Here is a 17217-nt window from a genome sequence, read left to right on the forward strand (position 1 = left end):
ATGGTGTAGACGACACTACGAATTCCGACGGCCTATGTCGCCGGTCCCGATCAACGTGAATTCAATTGCATGACAGTCGTTTTCCGGAATTCCGGTGGAAACGGGGAAATCAGCCCGCGGCCTCGTCGCGCTCGGGGGCCCGGTCGTAGAGGGCGCGGAAACCGCTGCGGTGGAAGACCAGCGGCTCGGAATCGGGGTGCGTGCCGAGCCGGTGCACCCGCAGCAGCACCACCGCGTGATCACCGGCCGGAACCTGTTCGTGCACCGAGGTTTCCAGCCATGCCGTGGCCCCGGCGACGAACGCCGCGTTCCCGTTCCCGAGGTGCAGGTCAATATTGCGGAAGCGGTCTCCCCGCTGCGAGCTCAGCCCGCGCGCCGCCGGCTCCTGCTCGCTGCTGAGCAGGCTCAGGCCCAAACGGCTCGCCTGCTCCAGCCGCGGCCAGGTCTCCGACGAATACTGAATGCAGATCGACACCAGCGGCGGGTCCAGAGAGACCGGCACGAAGGTGCTCGCCACCAAGCCGTACGGTGTCCCGCCGAGGCGTGCGCACACGGCCACCACCCCGCTGGGAAAGTGCGAAAAGGTCCGCCGCAGATCGGTCCCGTCGACCGGAGTGAGCGCGGCAGCCGCGCCGTGAATCGAGGTCAGCTCGCCCATTGCCCCACTTCAGCACCGCCGTACGCGCCAGGACAGGATTGCATTCACCTCGATTGCAAGTCGGCGGCCGCGATCCCGTTGCGGGACAATGCGAAACCCCCGCCTGGCAGGCGCCGGACGGGGGTCGGAGATCCTCGCGATGATTACTTCGGCGCCTCGATGTGCGGCTGGTTGATGGTGACGAAGTAGTTGTAGGCGGCAGCGATGGCGATCGGCGCGGTCGCGAACAGCTGACCGGCGATGGTGCCCAGGAAGCCGACGGTGGCGGCGCCCAGGATGCAGCCGCCGAGCGGGCCGAGGCCGAACAGGGTGGCGAGGGCGCCGGTGGCAACCAGACCCACGCCGATGCCGGCGATGCAGCCGATGGCCGCGCCACCCAGCGCGCCGACCGTGGTGCCGATGGTGGCGCCGGTGGAGATGGTGTCCTTCAGGCGGTTCCAGGCGGCCTGTTCACGGTCGTAGTCCGACTTCCACGGAGCCTGGTCCTCGTAGGGCAGGTTGATCGGCTTGTAGACCGCGTGATCCGTGTCGTACTGCGGGGTCAGGGTCGCGGTGTGGTCGGCGATCTCCGCGGCGATCGGGAACTCGAAGTCGTCGACCCGGAAGTTCAGCGGCAGGCCGGCCAGCACGGTGCCATTGGCGGCCTTGATCTTGAAGGTGCCGTCCTCGACCACCATCGAGCCACCATCGGTGTGGATGATGGTGTTGGTGTCGGAAGTCGTTGCCGCGTAATCGATCACGCCATTGTCGGCGGCCGGGGCCGCATTGACGGTGCCGGCGGTGACACCCATGGCGGCGATGACCAGCGCCGCGGTCGCGGCGAAATTCTTGAAGCGCATTTCCCTTTGTTTCCTCATCAGACAGTCCGCAGGTGTGGACCGAATGATCGAAACGGGCCGACCCGAACGAGATATGGATCCGGGGTGCTGGCGCGGTGAACAGTTGAAATGGGAAACCCGCCCGGCCATACGGCCGAGCGGGCTGTCCCGATGAGGTATTTGCTGATGCCTATAGAGCCCCTCGCTCTTATAGAACCACGCTCTTACTTGGCCGGAGCCGGAGCGGAGATGTGCGGCCCGTTGATGGTGGAGAAGTACTGGATCGCGGCGGCGATGGCGACCGGCGCGGTCACGAACAGCTGACCCGCGAGGGTGCCCAGGAAGCCGACGGTCGAAGCGCCGACGAGGCAGCCGATGATCGGGCCCGCGCCGAACAGGGTGGCCAGCGGAATCGAGGTCAGACCGGCGACACCGAAGCCCAGGGCGCAGCCGACGGCCGCGCCGCCGAGGCCACCGACCAGGGTGCCGATGGTGGCACCGGTGGAGATGGTGTCCTTCATGCGGTTCCAGGCGGCCTGCTCACGGTCGTAGTCCGACTTCCACGGAGCCTGGTCCTCGTACGGCAGCGCGACGTCCTTGACGTTGCCCGGCGTGTAGACCGCGTGGTCCATGTCGTACTGCGGGGTCAGGGTCGCGGTGTGGTCCGAGATGTCCGCGGCGATCGGGAAGGTGAAGTCGTCCACCTGCACCTTCAGCGGCATGCCGGCGACGACGTTGCCGTTGGCGGCCTTGATCTCGAAGTTGCCGTTCTCGACGACCATGGAACCGGCATCCGTGTGGATGACGGTGTTGGTCTCGGAGTTGGTGGCCGTGTAGTTGATCGGCGCGTTGTCGTCGGCGGCCGGCGCGGCGTTCACGGTACCGGCGGTGACACCCAGTGCAGCGACCACGAGCGCAGACGCTGCGGTGAAATTCTTGAGACGCATGTGTATTCGGGATTCCTCTTGTGATGAGCGGATGCGTCCCAGGGCAACAAGGTCAGGTGTAGCCCTGGGACGCTGTGATGGAAACTCGGCTTTTCAAACACAACGTGGCACGTTGGTTCCTTGCCGGTGAACCTTTGCCCATCGGTTGCCGAAATTGCCTACTTAGCGGGCGTGAACGGCTGATTGATAGTCGTGAAGTATTGCAACGCAGCGGCAATCGCGACCGGAGCCGTGACGAACAATTGACCGCCGATGGTACCCAGGAAGCCGACGGTGGCCGCACCCACCACGCAGCCCGCGAGCGGACCCGCGCCGAAGAGGGTGGCCAGCGCACCGGTGGCTACCAGGCCGACGCCGATGCCCGCGATGCAGCCCAGCGCCGCGCCGCCGAGGCCGCCGACCAGCGTGCCCACGGTCGCGCCCAGGCTGATGGTGTCGCGCAGGCGGTTCCAGGCGGCCTGCTCACGGTCGTACTGGGTCTTCCAGGGGGCCTGGTCCTCGTAGGGCAGCGCGACCGGCTTGTAGATCGCGTGGTCCACGTCGAGCTGCGGTGTCAGGGTGGCCGTGCGGTCGCTGACCTGCGCCGCGATCGGGAACTCGAATTCGTCGACGCGGAACTTCAATTCCGTGCCCGCGACGGTGGTGCCATTGGCGGCCTTGATCTTCAGCGCGCCGTCCTCGACCACGATCGAACCGGCGTCGGTCCGGATGACCGTGCCGGCATCGGTGGTCTGGGCCGTGTAGTTGATCGCGCCATCGTCGGCCTTGGCCGGACCGGCATAGGCGGTTCCGGCGGTCACGCCGGTCGCCGCGATCGTCAATGCCGCGATTCCGGCGAATTTCCTCATCTTCATGCTGGTACTGCTTCCCACTGCCGCGAACTGAACTGTCGGCGGCAAGCATTAAGCAACCTCCCAGGTTTCTGGAGGTTAAAAACCAGCTTGATTCGATCCGGGCGAACCGGACACCGGTTACTTTGCCTTGGCGGCGGCCTTCGCTTGCTTCTTGAATTCCCGCACCTGAGTGAGGGATTCGGCATCGGTGACGTCGGCGACCGAGCGGCGGGAACCGTCCTCGCCGTACGCGCCCGCGGCCTCGCGCCAGCCGTTGGCGGTCAGCCCGCGCTGTTTACCCAGGAGCGCCAGGAAGATCCGCGCCTTCTGATCGCCGAAACCCGGCAGCTTCTTCAGCCGCTTCAGGATTTCCTTGCCGTCCGGATCACCCTCGGTCCAGAGCGCCGCGGTCGTGCCGTCGTAGTTCTCCACGATGAATCGAGCCAGCTCCTGGACGCGCCGGCCCATGGAACGCCCGTAGCGGTGGATGGCCGGCGGAGTCGCGGCCAGCTCCTCGAATTCCTCGGGATCGACAGCGGCGATCTTGTGGATATCGAACCCGCCCATGCGTTCGGCCAGTTTCCACGGGCCGCGGAACGCGTGCTCCATCGGAAACTGCTGATCCAGCATCATTCCGACCAACAGGGCGAAATCATCGGTCGAAAGCAGCTCGTCGGCATCGGATTCCTGCGCAATACACAGCGTGCGGCTCACCATGCATCGATCATCCCATTCATCCCCGGTCGCGGTGACGCGGGTCACGCCGTGCCCGCAGAAGGACTAGGCTGCGGCCATGCCCGACACCATGGCAAATTCTTCAGTGCGAGCCGCGGCGCACCCTGCCGCTGAGTCCGGACTGCGACCGGACCGTTTCGACCGCGATGGACAAGACCAGCTCGTCGACGTTCACGATCTCCAGGCAGCGCTGCCGGGCATCCGGAGCCTGCGCGCCTGGGCCCACGAGGCCCTGGCCACCCGGCCCGGCGAGAGCGCCGTCGACATCGGGTCCGGCTCCGGGTCGGAGGTGCTGACCTTCGCCGACCTGGTCGGCCCCACCGGCACCGCGCTCGGCGTCGAACCCGACCCGCACCTGCTGAGCGCCGCCGAACGCCGCGCCGCCCAGGCCGGATCCGCCGCCAAATTCGTCAGCGGTGACGCCTACGGTCTGCCCGTCGGCAGCGAGAGCTTCGACGTGGCGCTGTGCGAGCGCGTCTTCCAGCACCTCACCGCACCCGCCCGGGCCGCCGGGGAGATCGCCCGGGTGCTGCGCCCCGGCGGGCGCGTGGTGGTCATGGACAGCGACTGGGGCACGGCCATCGTGCATCCGGGCGACCGGCACGTGGTGCACGAGGTCATCGAGACCATGATCGCGGGCACCACCAATCCCTACGCGGGCCGCCGGCTGGCGGGTCAGCTCACCAAGGCCGGGCTGGTCGTCGACGACATCGGCTCGCACGCGCTGGTGCAGGACGGCCGCGTCGGTGCGGGCCCGCTCCTCGCCCGGGTAGCGGATCGGGCCGTCGCGCGCAGCGCCATAACCGAGCGCCAGCGCGACCAGCTGCTCGCCGACCTGGAGGCCGGCGCCGCCAGCGGCGACATCCACCTGTCGGTGACCATCTTCGCGGTGCTGGCCCACAAGCCGCACTGAGAAACAGCCCGGGCGCGCACCGGTTTCGGTGCGCGCCCGACGCGCGAAAAATGTTTCGCAACAACTGATTTCGGAGCTCGAGGGTAACTCATCGGGGACCCCGAAATGCTAGCGGCACCCAACCGCCGGCACGGGTTGCCGACCGGTCACAGCACCCGAGCCGCCCGCTAAAGGCTCGGGGAGGCGGAGGAGTTCATGAGCTTCTCGGACGCGGCCAGCAGCACGCAGGTGGCCAGGCCGTCCATCGCCTGCTCCAGCTCACCCTCGGACGGGAAGCTGGGCGCGATGCGAATGTTCTTGTCCTCCGGGTCCTTTCCGTACGGGTAGGACGATCCGGCAGGGGTCAGCGCGATGCCCGCGTCCTTGGCCAGCGCCACCACCTTGCTCGCGGTGCCCTCCAGCACGTCCAGGCTGATGAAGTAGCCGCCCTTGGGCTCGGTCCAGGACGCCACCTTCGAGGCGCCCAGCCGATCCTCCAGAATCCGCAGCACCAGTTTGAATTTCGGCTCCAGGATGGCGCGGTGCTTCTGCATGTGCTCCCGCACGCCCTCGGCGTCCCCGAAGAAGCGCAGGTGCCGCAGCTGGTTCACCTTGTCCGGGCCGATGGTCTTCTTGCCCAGGTGCTTCAGGTACCACTCCAGGTTGGCGGTCGACGAGCCGAAGAAGCTCACGCCCGCACCCGCGAAGGTGATCTTCGAGGTGGAGGCCAGCACGAACGGGCGGTTCGGGTGCCCCGCCGCCGCGGCCAGGCCCAGCACGTCCAGCACCGGCTCCGCGGTGTCGGTGAGCGGGTGCACCGCGTAGGCGTTGTCCCAGAACAGGCGGAAGTCCGGCGCGGCCGTCGGCATCGAAACCAGTTCGCGGGTAACGGCTTCGGAGAAGGTGACGCCGGTCGGGTTGGAGTAGTTCGGCACCGCCCACAGACCCTTGATGCTGGGGTCGGACGCCACCAGCTCCGCGATCAGGTGGGTGTCCGGGCCGTCACCCTTCATCGGGATCGGGATCATCTCGAAGCCCAGCGACTCGGTGATGGCGAAGTGCCGGTCGTACCCCGGCACCGGGCACAGGAACTTGAGCACCGGCTCGTCGGCCCAGCGGCGCACCGAATCGGCGGTGCCGTGCAGCATCGAGAACACCAGCAGGTCGTGCATGATCTCCAGGCTGGCGTTGTTGCCGGCGAGCAGATTCGACACCGGAATGCCGAGCAGCTCACCGAAGATCGCGCGCAGCTCCGGCAGGCCGTGCAGACCACCGTAGTTGCGCACATCGGTGCCGTTGGCGTCGCGGTAGTCGGCGGTGCCCGGCAGCTCGAGGAGTTCCTGCGAGAGGTCCAGCTGCTCGGGCGAGGGCTTTCCCCTCGTAATGTCCAGCGTCAGCTTCTCGGTCTTGAGCTTCGCGTAGTTCGCGGTCTGCGTCTCGTGTTCCGTCACGAGTTCCGCATGGCTCATCAAACCGAATTGCGTCTGCCGAGGCATCTGACAGCCTTTCCAATGGCGTGGGATGTTTGTCCAGGGTTGCGCGCACCGCGAACCCAACCGACCACGTTACTAGGCGGCCGCGCCGATTCGGCAGGGATATATACAGTTCCGCCGCCACCCGATCGGGCCCCGAAAATGAAAGGGGACCCAGCGCACCCGGCAGAGCCCGTTGACCCTTGCTGCCTTCCGGCCCTGGGGGAGTTCACAGGATGCGCGCCGCGCTGGATCCGTCGGCCAGTGTAGCGGCTCACCGCACCCCGTGCGCCATCGGGTCGATACGATGCCTGCGATAAGCGGGGTCACCCGCGAAATTCCGGAGGGGAAAGACGAGATGACGAGTTCCGATCCAGGATCGGGTGGGCCGCACGACCCGGCGAAAGCCCAGGAAACCGCGCAGTGGTGGGCCACACCGCCCAGCGGAACCGACGCCGGCCAACCGGTCCAGGGCGCGGACCCGACCATGCTGAACTACAACGCCGGCGGCATCCCGCCATACACGCCGCCCGCCCAGCCGCTTTCGACCGGTCAGCCCTCCGGCGGCTACCCGGCGGTGTCGGGTGGATTCCCGCAGCAGGCGATGTCGGCGGGATTCCCGCAGCAGGCGATGCCGGGCGGTTACCCGCAGCAACCGGCCTCCGGGGGCTATGCGCAGCAACCGATGTCCGGCGGCTTCCCCCAGCAGCAGTACGCCCCGCCGCCTCCGACCCCGCCGATCGCGCCCGCCTACGGCTACCCGGCGCAGCCGCCCCGCTCGGGCGGCAGCAAGACCGGCTGGATTGTCGGCGGTGTCATCGGCCTGGTGGTGATCGTCGGCGTCATCATCGGCGCGGTCGCCCTCTCCGGCGGCGACGGCCCCTCGCCGCTGAGCGACGACAAGAAGAAGAACGCCGGCAAGTACACGATGGACGGTGTCACCAACGGCTGCAGCGTGATCGACACCTCGGTACTCAGCAAGTGGGTGTCCACCTCCAAGGGCACCCCCGAGCACTCCGAGACCAAGCCCACCGACTACTCGGGCGGGCGCTTCGACTGCCGCGCCGGCAACGAAGAGGCCAGCAAGACCGACAAGTACACCACCAACACCGCCGACCTCACCCTCGACGTGTCCTTCCTGAGCGGCGCGTCGACGGCCTACAACAAGCCCGAATACGACACCTGGAAGACGTCCGACACCGGCACCACCGGCAGCGGCCGCACCGCCGGCGACGTGAACGGCATCGGCGAGGCGGGCTACTGGTCGGCCAAGGTCGACGACTGGACCTACTGGACCACCACCGACTACACGGTCGCGGTCAAGGACGACAACGCCTCCGTCAAGGTCAACATCCGCCTGCGCATGGCCAAGGGCCAGGACGTCAGCAAGGACGAGATCGCCCAGGTCTGCAAGGACCAGGCCCAGAAAGCCCTCACCAATCTGAAGAAGAAGTAGCCCCCGACCACGGCATTTGCTTCCACCAGGGGGGCACCCGGTATATTGCTCGACGGAGGATTCGCCTAGTGGCCTATGGCGCTCGCCTGGAACGCGGGTTGGGTTAACAGCCCTCAGGGGTTCAAATCCCCTATCCTCCGCCAGGGAAACGCCCTGGTCAGGACCGGTTTTTATGGTCCTGACCAGGGGCCCACGGCAACAGCTACGGCAACAGCCGCCTGTGAACGTGGTACCAGCGGGAAGTCGGACGCTCCGTGCAACGACGACCGAAGGACCACACTGATGGCGAGCATCCGCACACGGACAGATAGCCGTGGCAACACCACTCACCAGCTGCAATATCGCCACAACGGCAAGCAGCCCAGCATCGAATTCACCGATTACTCCGACGCCGTGAGATGGCGCACAATATTCAACGAGCGCGGCCCGGCGATGGCGTTGGAAATGCTGCGCGCCGAGGACCGCGACAGCACGTGCCCCGCGCTGGAACAGGCCGGCGCCGACTACATCACCAGCCGCACGAAAATCGGTGTCGGTTCCCGCCAGCGCTACGAGCGGTTCATGCGCAACGACATCGAAACTTTCTTCACCCCGGACCTTCCGGTGGATGCGATCACCGCCGAGATGGTGAGCAAGTGGATCAACCACCTCGCCGCCAAGGGCAACAGCGCGAAAACCATTGCGAACAAGCATGGCTTCTTGTGCGGGCTGATGAAGTGGCTGTGCAAGAAGGGCCTGATCGCGACGAACCCATGCGGCGAATCCGAGCTGCCCGAGATCGACCAGGCCGAGATGTGCTTCCTCGAAGCAGACGAGTTCGCCGCGCTGCACAACGCAATCCCGCGGGAATGGCAGCTGCTGGTGCGGTTCCTGGTGGCCTCAGGTATGCGGTGGGGTGAGGCGACCGCGCTGCGGGTCGGTGACGTGAGTCGCGCCAAGGGGACCGTGCGGATCCGGCAGGCATGGAAGTACACCGGAGGCAAACGGGTACTCGGGCCGCCGAAGACGAAAAAATCGAAGCGCACGATCAACGTCGACCGCGGCCTGCTCGATGCGCTGCCGCTGACCGGACGCGCCTACAGCGATTGGCTTTTCACCAACTCCCAGGGCGGCCCGGTCCAGATCAGCAGTTTCTACAAGTCGGTGTGGGTGCCCACCCTCGAGCTGCTCGCGAACGACCCCGCCGATCCGCTGCGCGGGAAATCGCCACGGATACATGACCTTCGGCACACCTGCGCGTCGTGGATGATCGTCGCGCGGATCCCGCTGCCGGTGATCCAGGCGCACCTCGGCCACGAATCCATCACCACGACCGTCGACCGGTACGGCCACCTCGACCGCGACGCCGGCCAGGCTGCAGCCGAGGCGATCGGTGCTCTGCTGAATGCGCATGTGCCCGCGATCCCTACGGCGCCGGCACGCGTGGTCGCGCTGCGTCCTGGGGTAGCGGCATGACCCGGCGGTAGCGGCGGGCGTGCTGCTGCCGATGGTGGCGAAACAGTTGGGCTGGACTGCGCCCGCCGCGCGCTGCATAAGACGGTATGTGCCATAGGGATGACGTCTTATGCCTACTCGGCGGCGACTACTCAGTTACCGCTAACGCACCGAAAGTGCCCCAGGATCTATCAGTGTCGCCCTGACAGGGAACCGGGGCGACACTACTTCCGGGGTGCGCGGACCCCGCTGACTTACAAGGAAAACGATGACCACACCTCCGAATCAGTCTTGGCCCAGCCAGCATCAGCAGCCCTACGGTCAGCCGCAGTACGCGCCGCCGCCGAAGAAGCGCAAGGTCTGGCCGTGGGTCGTGCTGGGCTTGGTTGTGCTGCTGTTCGGCGGATGCTTCGCCGCGGTCGGCACTGCCAGTAAGAAAGTAAGCCAAGCTGTCGACGCAGCCACCACCTCGATCCAGTCTGCAGCCAACGCCCCGGCCCCGCTAGGAGGCAAGGGCAAGACGAAAACTGTTCTGTATGAGGTGACTTCGCCGTCGGGTTCGGCTAACTCGATCACCTACTTCGGTAGCGACAACGGCCAGCAGCAGGAAACCCAGGCCGATCTTCCCTGGTCCAAACAGGTGGTCAACGACTCGACATTCGCGATCGTGGGCGTCACCGCGCAGAACGGTGGCACCGGGGACATCACGTGCCGAATCACGGTGGACGGCACGGTGAAGACCGAGCAGACCTCTAAGGGGAAGTACGCGGTGGTGAGCTGCACTGCAACCGGGTAGCTCCCGATTTGATCTGACCTGGACGGCCCCGACGAATGTTGGGGCCGTCCGCATTAGCGCGACCGCTTCATAGGTTCGAAGGTCCGCCAATGGATTTCGAGGCGATCCGCGCCGCGCACCTGCCGCCCCTCCGACGACCTCACCACCACGTGGTCGAGCAGCAGCGCCACGATCGCGTGACGGCGCTCGATACTCGCGTCTTCCCACCAAGCCAGCACGTCATCGACCGACGGGCCCGGCAGATCCCCAGCGGTCGACAGCGCGGTGATCAGCCGCTCTGCCGCCGCGGTGGTGGCGCGGGCGCGGTCGGTACCGGCCAGCAGAGTGGCCCGGTCGATCAGCCCCTCGGCGTAGTCCTGGCCGAGCTGCGCCAGGCGCTCGCCGACCTCGGCGATGACGCGCTGCTGATCCTCGACCGTGCCCGCAGCAGCCAGGGCGCGGCCGAGCTGGCGGCGATAGGTCGCATCGGTGAGCCGCGCCAGCACGCGTTCGGTGATGTCGGCCTCGATCAGCCCCGCTTTGATCGCGACGGTGTTGCAGCTGCTGCAGGTGTAGCCCGGATCGCGGTCACCGTTCGGGGCGTAGGTCAGGTGATAGCCGCAGACATCGCAGCGTGCGAGCTTGTCCTGCAGCAGGTAGGGCGTGCTCCGGTAGGCCGCGAACTTCCGGCGGGCCGGATCCAACAGCAGCGCGCGCAGCCGATCCCACGTATCGCGGTCCAGGATCGGTTCCATCCCGGCGTCGACCAGCTGCCCGTCGCCATCGAAGCGGCAGCCGATCATGCGGGGCGCGACCAGGGCGCGGCGCAGCACCGTCGGCGACCACGGCCCACCCGCGACCGTCGACACCCCGCGGGTTTGCAGGTCGGCCGCTAGCCCGCGCAGACTCGGCTGCGGATCGGCATCCTGGTCGAGCAGATACGTGGCCCACCGCTCGCGGACCTCGGCCGCCTCGGCGGGCTCGATGGTCTTGCCGTCGGCCTGCCAGCCATACGCACGCGACACTGTCACCCTTCCCGACCGCCAACTGTCACCCGTAGTAGGCACATTACTAGTGGCCGGCGCCGGCCCCGCTTGCCTGCTTCGCAGACTTGGGTGGACGGACAATTCGCGCGACGAACACACCGCCGTTTTCGGTTCTCCGTTCCAAAGGATCACCCAGTACTGTTCCTGCCATGCGCGATGTCGATGTCCGTACGGCGGTACGGGAACAGCTGGAGGTCGAGCACTCTGCACATATCGATGACACTCTGATCCTTGACGAACTCGGACTGTGCGGAGAAGTACGCGTAGATATAGCGGTGGTCAACGGTTCGCTGTCTGGGTTCGAGCTCAAGAGTGCCCGCGACAACCTGCGCCGTCTCCCACGACAGGTCGAGGTGTACTCGAAGGTCTTGGACTTCGCAGTGTTGGTTGTCGCTGGGAATCACGCCCACGCGTCGGCGTCGATCATCAAGCCGTGGTGGGGATTGACTATAGCCACGATGGCAGGGGATTCGGTGAGGCTAGAGGTTGACCGTGAGCCCCGGCTTAACCGGGATGTTGAGCCGATGGCGCTGGCCCAGCTGCTGTGGCGCGAAGAGGCGCTCGAAGAGCTGGCAGCGCGTGATGCAGATCGTGGGGTTAGGTCGAAGCCTCGATGGGCGGTTTGGACCCGCCTCACCGAGGTTATCGATCGTGAAGAGTTGCGCGACCTAGTTCGGCAGCGGCTTAAGGAGCGCCAGTGTTGGCGAGATTCTCAATAACCACCGTGAGGTGATGCGAGGTCGCCCATGCCTTCCAGCTCGTCGCATTACCCGGACCTCCGATGGAGCCGGCGCTACGATGAATCTGGCTGTCACCCCAGCTGAACGTATCCGACCGGAGAACGACGGGCGTCTCGTCCCGCAGCTGCTGACAAATCCTGTAATAGGTCTGGTTGGCCAGCACTTTGTCCAAATCCGAACGCAGGCAATACCACTCGCTTCCTGTGGCGTACCGCAGGTTGGGCGCCGAGCGCCGGGCGACCGGTGCGCCAGAGATCGGGTGGGTCGTCGCATAATCACCGAACTGAGACACCCGGGAAGCCGCGGTAGCAGCAGCGACACGGCGCCACAATTCCGCGTCGTACCGTAGGAACCGTTGGGGGACATAGGCGCTCAGGTTGGACAGGCTGGCCGGGAATGCTCCTGACAGCAAGACCAGATTCCGCCACTGCGGCAAGTGCGGCAAGTGCGGGATGGTCGAGGAGATCAACGCCGAGCTGATCGCAATCGAGCTAGCGTCAACGTAACCGACGTCGATGACGAGATCGACCGCGCTGGGGGGCAAGTTCAATGCGCTCAGAACCCGGGTCAGCTCGATTGGTAGCTGCGCGATGTTCGCAATGTCCTCGGCGCTGAGACGAATACATGCCCCGTTGCCTTCGCTGTCGGCGATAGTGGAAACACTGGCAAGGAACTCCGGCGACGATGACGTCGTGACGACAGGAACAGCGGCGAGGTCGTCGGCCATGTGGCGGTGAAGATGTACCACCCGTTCCGTTCCATCCGCACCTGACCGATCTGTCATGGTCGCATCGATGATTACGTAGTTCGTCGCGTCGTAATGCTGGCCGAGCTTGCTCGCGAACTTGTCAACGGCCGCTGCGGCCTCCGAGCTATCAGCGGTGTCATCGATGGGAAGGTCCAAGATCGGGATCGTCGCCGCGCGCTGCACTGGTGTCAGGTTTTTTAGCGCCTGCATTTCGCCGAGCTTGCCCTTGAGCGCGGGGAAGTAGGTAGTGGTTGCCGTCGTCTTCAATTGGGGTATGTCCCTTGTTTGTTGCATGGCTCACCGGAGGCGATGCAACTCGCGGAACCCCAAAACCCCTACCTGCTGAGACAGCCAGGATCGATGGCGCTAGGATCGAGAAGTCTGGCAGGACAATCCCGAGTCCCTGCTGGAGTCCGCTCCGGCAGGGCCTCGGCGTTCCAAGCCGAGGCAAATCCTCGGCCGCCCTTAGTGTAGACGTCCCCACCGAGGTGTTGGTGTGCACGCGTGCCCCGCCCCATGCCGCGGTTCCACGACGTGATGCCGCAGGGCTTAGATATGTTCATCCAACTCAGTTGGAATCATGGTGCGCATAATTGGAGGCTCCGCGCCCGGTATGTGCAGGCTGATGAAGTTCAGCAGGGCATCGCGGTCAGCGAGCAAGGACCGAATCACCCTGCTCGCCGACCGAATCAGCTTGTGGTCTGTCTTGGCCTGAGCCTCGAGAACCTCGACACGACCGCGGAGTTTCTTCACCTCACGCGCCTGCCAGGCGGTGACCGCGCCGATGACCGAGCCGACGGCCAGCCCGGATGCCTGCACGAGTTCCGCGCTGGGCCACTCCATTACGTCTCCCGTGCCATGTGGCGCCCGACATATTCGGGGGTGGGACGCACCACGCGGCGAGTGAGGTAGGCGGCCATCATCGGCGCGACTACGAGCGAGTAGATCGTGGTGACGGTCTCGACCCACTGCGTGTTCACCTGGTGACCAAGAACATAGGCGGCGACAGCGGTGATCGTCATGAGCGTGGTGCGGACCAGCGCGGGTTCCGGTACGCGCGTAGGCAATCGCAGTTTCACGACTTACCGCCCGGGCGGGTGGTGAATCCTTCGATGCCGAGGTGCTCGCCGATCGCGGCCAGGGCGTCGGGCACCGAGCGGCCACCGAGCTGCTCGAACCCGGTCACCGAGCCGTCGCGGCGATCCTTGCTGCCGAGCCCGCCGAGCTGGTCGACCGCGCCACCAGAGTGCAGGTCTCCCCAGCTGAGCATGTTGCCGGCGGTCTCGTTGTCCACACCATCGACGTTCTGACCGTCTCGGGCACCGGGCTTGCGGATCCGTTGCGACCATACGGCTTTGGCGATGTCATCTGCACTGGGCATGTCGTCTCCTTCAGCGAAAGCGCGTGCGCGCCTGATCAATTCGTCCCACGGGAAGTTGGGCCCGGGGTCTGTGTGCCCGCCGCCCCACGCCCCGAAGTCGACGTGGCCGCATACGCCTCGGCGGGCGGGCGGGGTCTGGCCGGTGCCGCCGACGTACTCGATCGGGATGCCGCGCTCGAGGCAGCGCCACGCGACCAGAGCGGCTGTGCGGGTGAGCATTTCGTCCTCATTGACGCCGTCGGATGCGTCGGTTTCGAGCCACTTGCCGCGCGACCACGACACGAAACTGCCTGCCATCAGAATGTGATCGGCGCGCGGGTTGGCGTTCATCGCCGCCCACGGGTTCATGTCCCAGGGCACGACCAGCACCGATTCGTGGTCGTCGACCACCGCGTTGTAGGACACCGCGCGGTCGGGGTCGCCACCCGGTGCCGGGTTCTGCAGGTACGGGATGATGCTGCGGGCGTTGCCGCCGCCTTCCTGGGTGTGGATCGCGATCCACGACACCGACCTACCGCCGGAATGGCAGTTGTCGGACAGGTCTTCGCGAGTAATGGGGCTATCCATGGTGGGCCTTTCCGGCGCGGCGGTACGGGGATCGAGGGCGCCCGCGAACCACGGCGCGGGGTCGACGGTGGTGCCGCCGAGCCGGCCGGGCGGGGTCCAGATCTCGACGTGCGCGTGCGGGCCGGTGGATTCGCCGTGGGTGTTGACGTAGCCGAGCAGCTGGCCGGCGCGCACGCGGTCGCCGCCGCGCACAGCGGGATCCCCGTGGCCGATGATGATGTCGACACCGGCCGCGGTCTGGGCGTCGAGCCACACCCATTTCCCGAAGCCCTGCACGCCATCGCGTTCGGCGCCTTCGACGATCACCCCGGCGACCGGGGCATAGAACGGGGTGCCTATCGGGGCGGCGAAGTCGAGGCCGGCATGAAATGCGCCGTCGCGCGGCCCATATGGTGAGCTGATGGTGTAGCTGCCCGGCGCCAGCGGCAGATACCGGATCGGCATGCGGGCCCCCTCGGATCGAGAATGGGTGCCCGGCCCGCAGCCAGCAGCGTTCTACCGCAGAGGATACGGGCCACACCCTCATCCGTTCAGTAGCGCGCCCTCGAAATATGTTCTGTACCCGGTGCCGGCGGGCCCGTTGCCGGTCAGGTTGCCGCCCTGATTGGAGAACACCGCGGGCGAAACCTGGTCGCCTGCACGCAGGTACATCACATTCGATGTGGACGCGTTGAAAGTGCCGGTGTTGTCCCCGGACCCGCCGCCGTCGACGTAGTGGAAAGAGCGGGCCACGCTCTTGCTGCTGCTACCAGCAGGTTTGAAGTAGATGCCTAACTGCAGGGCGACCTGATACACGCTGACCTGCACCGAACCGGCGACGTGGTACCAGCCGGGTTTGCGGATCTGCACCACGCCGCGCCCGAAATCGATGATGTCGCAGTTGACCAACTGCCCGTCGCGTACCACGTCGAAGGTGCCCGCGCCTACGGTTGTCCAGCCACCACCCGAGGGCAGCGCCACACTCGAGGTCGATTGGTAAATCGACCAGCCGGTGCCGGTGACCGCGGGGCTGGACACGTCGGCGGCGCTGAAACTCTTGACGTTCCAGCCGGTGTAAGGGGTGCCGAAAATGTCGGTCCACTGGCTCGACATCATGCCGACAGATCGATAGGCCGCCCCGACCGCGGCCTGCCCGCTGGCATCGGTGTGCGCCAGCAGCGTCACGCCGTTGAGGGTGGCGGTGTAGGTGTTGCCCTCCGCCTTGAGGGTGAAGGTCTTCCCGGCCGCCACGGTGAAGTCGTCGGTGTCGGCCCAGTCGTGGTAGGCGTACGCGGTGCCGTTCCAGGTGGCCCACCCCAAATAGGCGCGGGCGTTGTAGACGTTGAGGTAGACGAACTTGCTCATGTCGGCGGCGGCGCGCACGATCAGCGAGGTCATCGACTGGGTCGTTCCGGCGTTGCCCGCGACCATGATCACGTGGTGGTCGTCGGTCTGCATCACCGTGTTGTGCAGCGCCCACCGGGTGCCGTTGGCGTAGCCGTTGTCCGGCTGCAGTCCGGCCACCCCGCCGCCGGTGGCCCACAGCGCGGTCGGCATCCCGCCGAGTGTCCAGCCCGGGCCGAGGTTGCCCAGGATCGTGTCAGGGAAGGTGACCGTATAAGACGCGCCGCCGGTGCTGCCGCCGGTCTGGTTGTTCTGCAGCTCGGCGATCGCCGCGGAGTTGGCGGCGAGGCTGTCCTGAATGCTGCCCACGGTGCTGGCCACCTGGCTGGGGTCGCTGCTGCCGCCGGTGATGCCCTGCACGGTGGTGGTCGCGGTGGCGTGCACGGTGTTCATGCCGTCGGCGATGCCGTCGATGATCGACGCCAGGTCGTCGCCGACGAACGGGATCCATTCGCACAGATCGGCCAGGGCGTGCAGGGCGGCGGCGATGAAGTTGTTGACGAAATTGCCCAGGTTGTGGATCCAGGTGCCGAGGTCGTTGAGGTCGCCGTCTTCGACGCCGGTGATGATCTCGATGATGTCGCCGATCAGCCCGCCGACGATCGGGATCTGCTGCACCTGCTGATAGATCACACTGAAGAACTGGCCGCGCACAGCTTCGGCGAGATCGTAGGTGCCCTGGTTGTCCTCGATCGCCAGCTGCTCGCGGTCAGCGTGCTGCAGCGAGGCCACCGTGCTGGCGGTGTAGGTCTTGGCCGGTGCCGGATCGGCCGGGAAATTCGGGGATGTCATGGGGCACCGTGGATGTCGGGCTGGTCGGCCTGAGCGATCAGCTTGCGGGTCAGCTCGACCTCACGGATCTGAGCCTTCAGGGCGGCGATCTGCGTGTCGTCGTAGCCGGAGATGTCGGCCACGACCGCCGGTACTTCGCTCGCGTCCTCGGTCTCGGCTTCCTCGGGGTCACCGATCGGCACCCACTTCACACCCTCCACCCCGATGTCGCGGCGCGCGTTCGGGTCTCGCCGCGGCCGGTACAGCGGCTGCGAGGGCGCCGGCAGGCGCAGGTTGTCGAATACGTGGATCGCGAACAGATGGCATGCCTCGGACGGGACCTGCATGCCCGGCAGCCCTTGACCCATCGGCACCGACTGGAACCACATGCTGAGCGGGTGCTGATGTTCGCGGGCGAAGACAATGCCGGTCTTGGGGTCGCGGCGGATGCCATCGAGACGGTCGGAGCGCTCCGACCAGCTAAGCCGCGTCTTCGGTTTGCCGCTCTGCTTGCCCATCTACCAATCTCCATTCATAGGTGACAGTGGCACTGTATCCACG

At 66.2% G+C, this 17217-nt stretch carries 18 protein-coding genes, 1 tRNA gene and 1 other RNA gene; 6 read left to right on the top strand and 14 right to left on the bottom strand.

Going from position 1 to position 17217, the window contains the following annotated elements; all coding sequences use genetic code 11:
- Positions 1 to 109: 109 nt before the first annotated feature.
- The 5 genes from ACWEKS_RS33995 to ACWEKS_RS34015 all read right to left on the bottom strand — a co-directional run bounded on the left by ACWEKS_RS33995 (position 110) and on the right by ACWEKS_RS34015 (position 3973).
- Positions 110 to 658 carry a flavin reductase family protein gene (locus tag ACWEKS_RS33995; RefSeq protein WP_452343896.1) on the bottom strand — a complete coding sequence of 183 codons (549 nt, stop codon included), beginning with the start codon at positions 656 to 658 and terminating at the stop codon, positions 110 to 112.
- A 143-nt stretch (positions 659 to 801) separates the two neighbouring features.
- Positions 802 to 1497: a hypothetical protein gene (locus tag ACWEKS_RS34000; RefSeq protein ID WP_452343897.1), complete on the bottom strand. Its 696-nt coding sequence runs from the start codon at positions 1495 to 1497 to the stop codon at positions 802 to 804.
- 203 nt (positions 1498 to 1700) lie between these two features.
- Positions 1701 to 2423 (bottom strand): hypothetical protein, encoded by a 723-nt coding sequence (locus ACWEKS_RS34005; protein WP_452343898.1) that lies wholly within the window; start codon positions 2421 to 2423, stop codon positions 1701 to 1703.
- Positions 2424 to 2581: 158 nt separating this feature from the next.
- Entirely contained in the window at positions 2582 to 3277 is a 696-nt protein-coding gene (locus ACWEKS_RS34010; RefSeq protein ID WP_452343899.1) for a hypothetical protein, read from the bottom strand.
- A gap of 117 nt (positions 3278 to 3394) precedes the next feature.
- Complete coding sequence (locus ACWEKS_RS34015) at positions 3395 to 3973, bottom strand: HhH-GPD-type base excision DNA repair protein (RefSeq protein WP_452343900.1); 579 nt, start codon at positions 3971 to 3973, stop codon at positions 3395 to 3397.
- 88 nt (positions 3974 to 4061) lie between these two features.
- On the opposite strand from ACWEKS_RS34015, the gene ACWEKS_RS34020 reads away from it, so the two are divergent.
- Positions 4062 to 4904, top strand: a complete 843-nt coding sequence (locus tag ACWEKS_RS34020; RefSeq protein WP_452343901.1) for a methyltransferase domain-containing protein — start codon at positions 4062 to 4064, stop codon at positions 4902 to 4904.
- A gap of 167 nt (positions 4905 to 5071) precedes the next feature.
- On the opposite strand, the gene ACWEKS_RS34025 is transcribed toward ACWEKS_RS34020, so the two are convergent.
- Positions 5072 to 6379, bottom strand: coding sequence for an aminotransferase class I/II-fold pyridoxal phosphate-dependent enzyme (locus ACWEKS_RS34025; RefSeq protein WP_452343902.1), 1308 nt, complete (start codon positions 6377 to 6379; stop codon positions 5072 to 5074).
- A gap of 140 nt (positions 6380 to 6519) precedes the next feature.
- Positions 6520 to 6614, bottom strand: an RNA gene (gene ffs, locus ACWEKS_RS34030) — signal recognition particle sRNA small type.
- Between the two features lie 99 nt (positions 6615 to 6713).
- Between ffs and ACWEKS_RS34035 the strand changes: the two genes are divergently transcribed.
- From ACWEKS_RS34035 to ACWEKS_RS34050, 4 genes are all read left to right on the top strand, one after another.
- Positions 6714 to 7811: a hypothetical protein gene (locus tag ACWEKS_RS34035; RefSeq protein ID WP_452343903.1), complete on the top strand. Its 1098-nt coding sequence runs from the start codon at positions 6714 to 6716 to the stop codon at positions 7809 to 7811.
- A 54-nt stretch (positions 7812 to 7865) separates the two neighbouring features.
- A tRNA-Ser gene (locus tag ACWEKS_RS34040) sits at positions 7866 to 7954 on the top strand.
- Between the two features lie 139 nt (positions 7955 to 8093).
- Entirely contained in the window at positions 8094 to 9266 is a 1173-nt protein-coding gene (locus ACWEKS_RS34045) for a tyrosine-type recombinase/integrase (protein ID WP_452343904.1), read from the top strand.
- Between the two features lie 247 nt (positions 9267 to 9513).
- Positions 9514 to 10041: an MmpS family transport accessory protein gene (locus ACWEKS_RS34050; RefSeq protein ID WP_452343905.1), complete on the top strand. Its 528-nt coding sequence runs from the start codon at positions 9514 to 9516 to the stop codon at positions 10039 to 10041.
- A gap of 53 nt (positions 10042 to 10094) precedes the next feature.
- Here ACWEKS_RS34050 and ACWEKS_RS34055 read toward each other — a convergent pair whose 3' ends face one another.
- Entirely contained in the window at positions 10095 to 11045 is a 951-nt protein-coding gene (locus tag ACWEKS_RS34055; RefSeq protein ID WP_452343906.1) for a recombinase family protein, read from the bottom strand.
- A 170-nt stretch (positions 11046 to 11215) separates the two neighbouring features.
- On the opposite strand from ACWEKS_RS34055, the gene ACWEKS_RS34060 reads away from it, so the two are divergent.
- Positions 11216 to 11785, top strand: a complete 570-nt coding sequence (locus tag ACWEKS_RS34060; protein WP_452343907.1) for a sce7726 family protein — start codon at positions 11216 to 11218, stop codon at positions 11783 to 11785.
- Here the strand turns inward: ACWEKS_RS34060 and ACWEKS_RS34065 are convergent.
- The 6 genes from ACWEKS_RS34065 to ACWEKS_RS34090 all read right to left on the bottom strand — a co-directional run bounded on the left by ACWEKS_RS34065 (position 11751) and on the right by ACWEKS_RS34090 (position 17174).
- Positions 11751 to 12821, bottom strand: coding sequence for a beta family protein (locus ACWEKS_RS34065; RefSeq protein WP_452343908.1), 1071 nt, complete (start codon positions 12819 to 12821; stop codon positions 11751 to 11753). The genes ACWEKS_RS34060 and ACWEKS_RS34065 overlap by 35 nt on opposite strands.
- 282 nt (positions 12822 to 13103) lie before the next feature.
- Entirely contained in the window at positions 13104 to 13397 is a 294-nt protein-coding gene (locus tag ACWEKS_RS34070) for a hypothetical protein (RefSeq protein ID WP_452343909.1), read from the bottom strand.
- Positions 13397 to 13633 (bottom strand): hypothetical protein, encoded by a 237-nt coding sequence (locus ACWEKS_RS34075; RefSeq protein ID WP_452343910.1) that lies wholly within the window; start codon positions 13631 to 13633, stop codon positions 13397 to 13399. The genes ACWEKS_RS34070 and ACWEKS_RS34075 overlap by 1 nt, the downstream gene beginning before the upstream one ends.
- Positions 13630 to 14946, bottom strand: a complete 1317-nt coding sequence (locus tag ACWEKS_RS34080) for a peptidoglycan DD-metalloendopeptidase family protein (protein ID WP_452343911.1) — start codon at positions 14944 to 14946, stop codon at positions 13630 to 13632. The genes ACWEKS_RS34075 and ACWEKS_RS34080 overlap by 4 nt, the downstream gene beginning before the upstream one ends.
- Before the next feature lie 78 nt (positions 14947 to 15024).
- Positions 15025 to 16677: a hypothetical protein gene (locus tag ACWEKS_RS34085; protein ID WP_452343912.1), complete on the bottom strand. Its 1653-nt coding sequence runs from the start codon at positions 16675 to 16677 to the stop codon at positions 15025 to 15027.
- Positions 16674 to 17174: a hypothetical protein gene (locus ACWEKS_RS34090; RefSeq protein ID WP_452343913.1), complete on the bottom strand. Its 501-nt coding sequence runs from the start codon at positions 17172 to 17174 to the stop codon at positions 16674 to 16676. Before ACWEKS_RS34090 ends, ACWEKS_RS34085 begins: the two co-directional genes overlap by 4 nt.
- Positions 17175 to 17217 lie beyond the last annotated feature (43 nt).

Source organism: Nocardia sp. NPDC004711 (assembly GCF_053601595.1).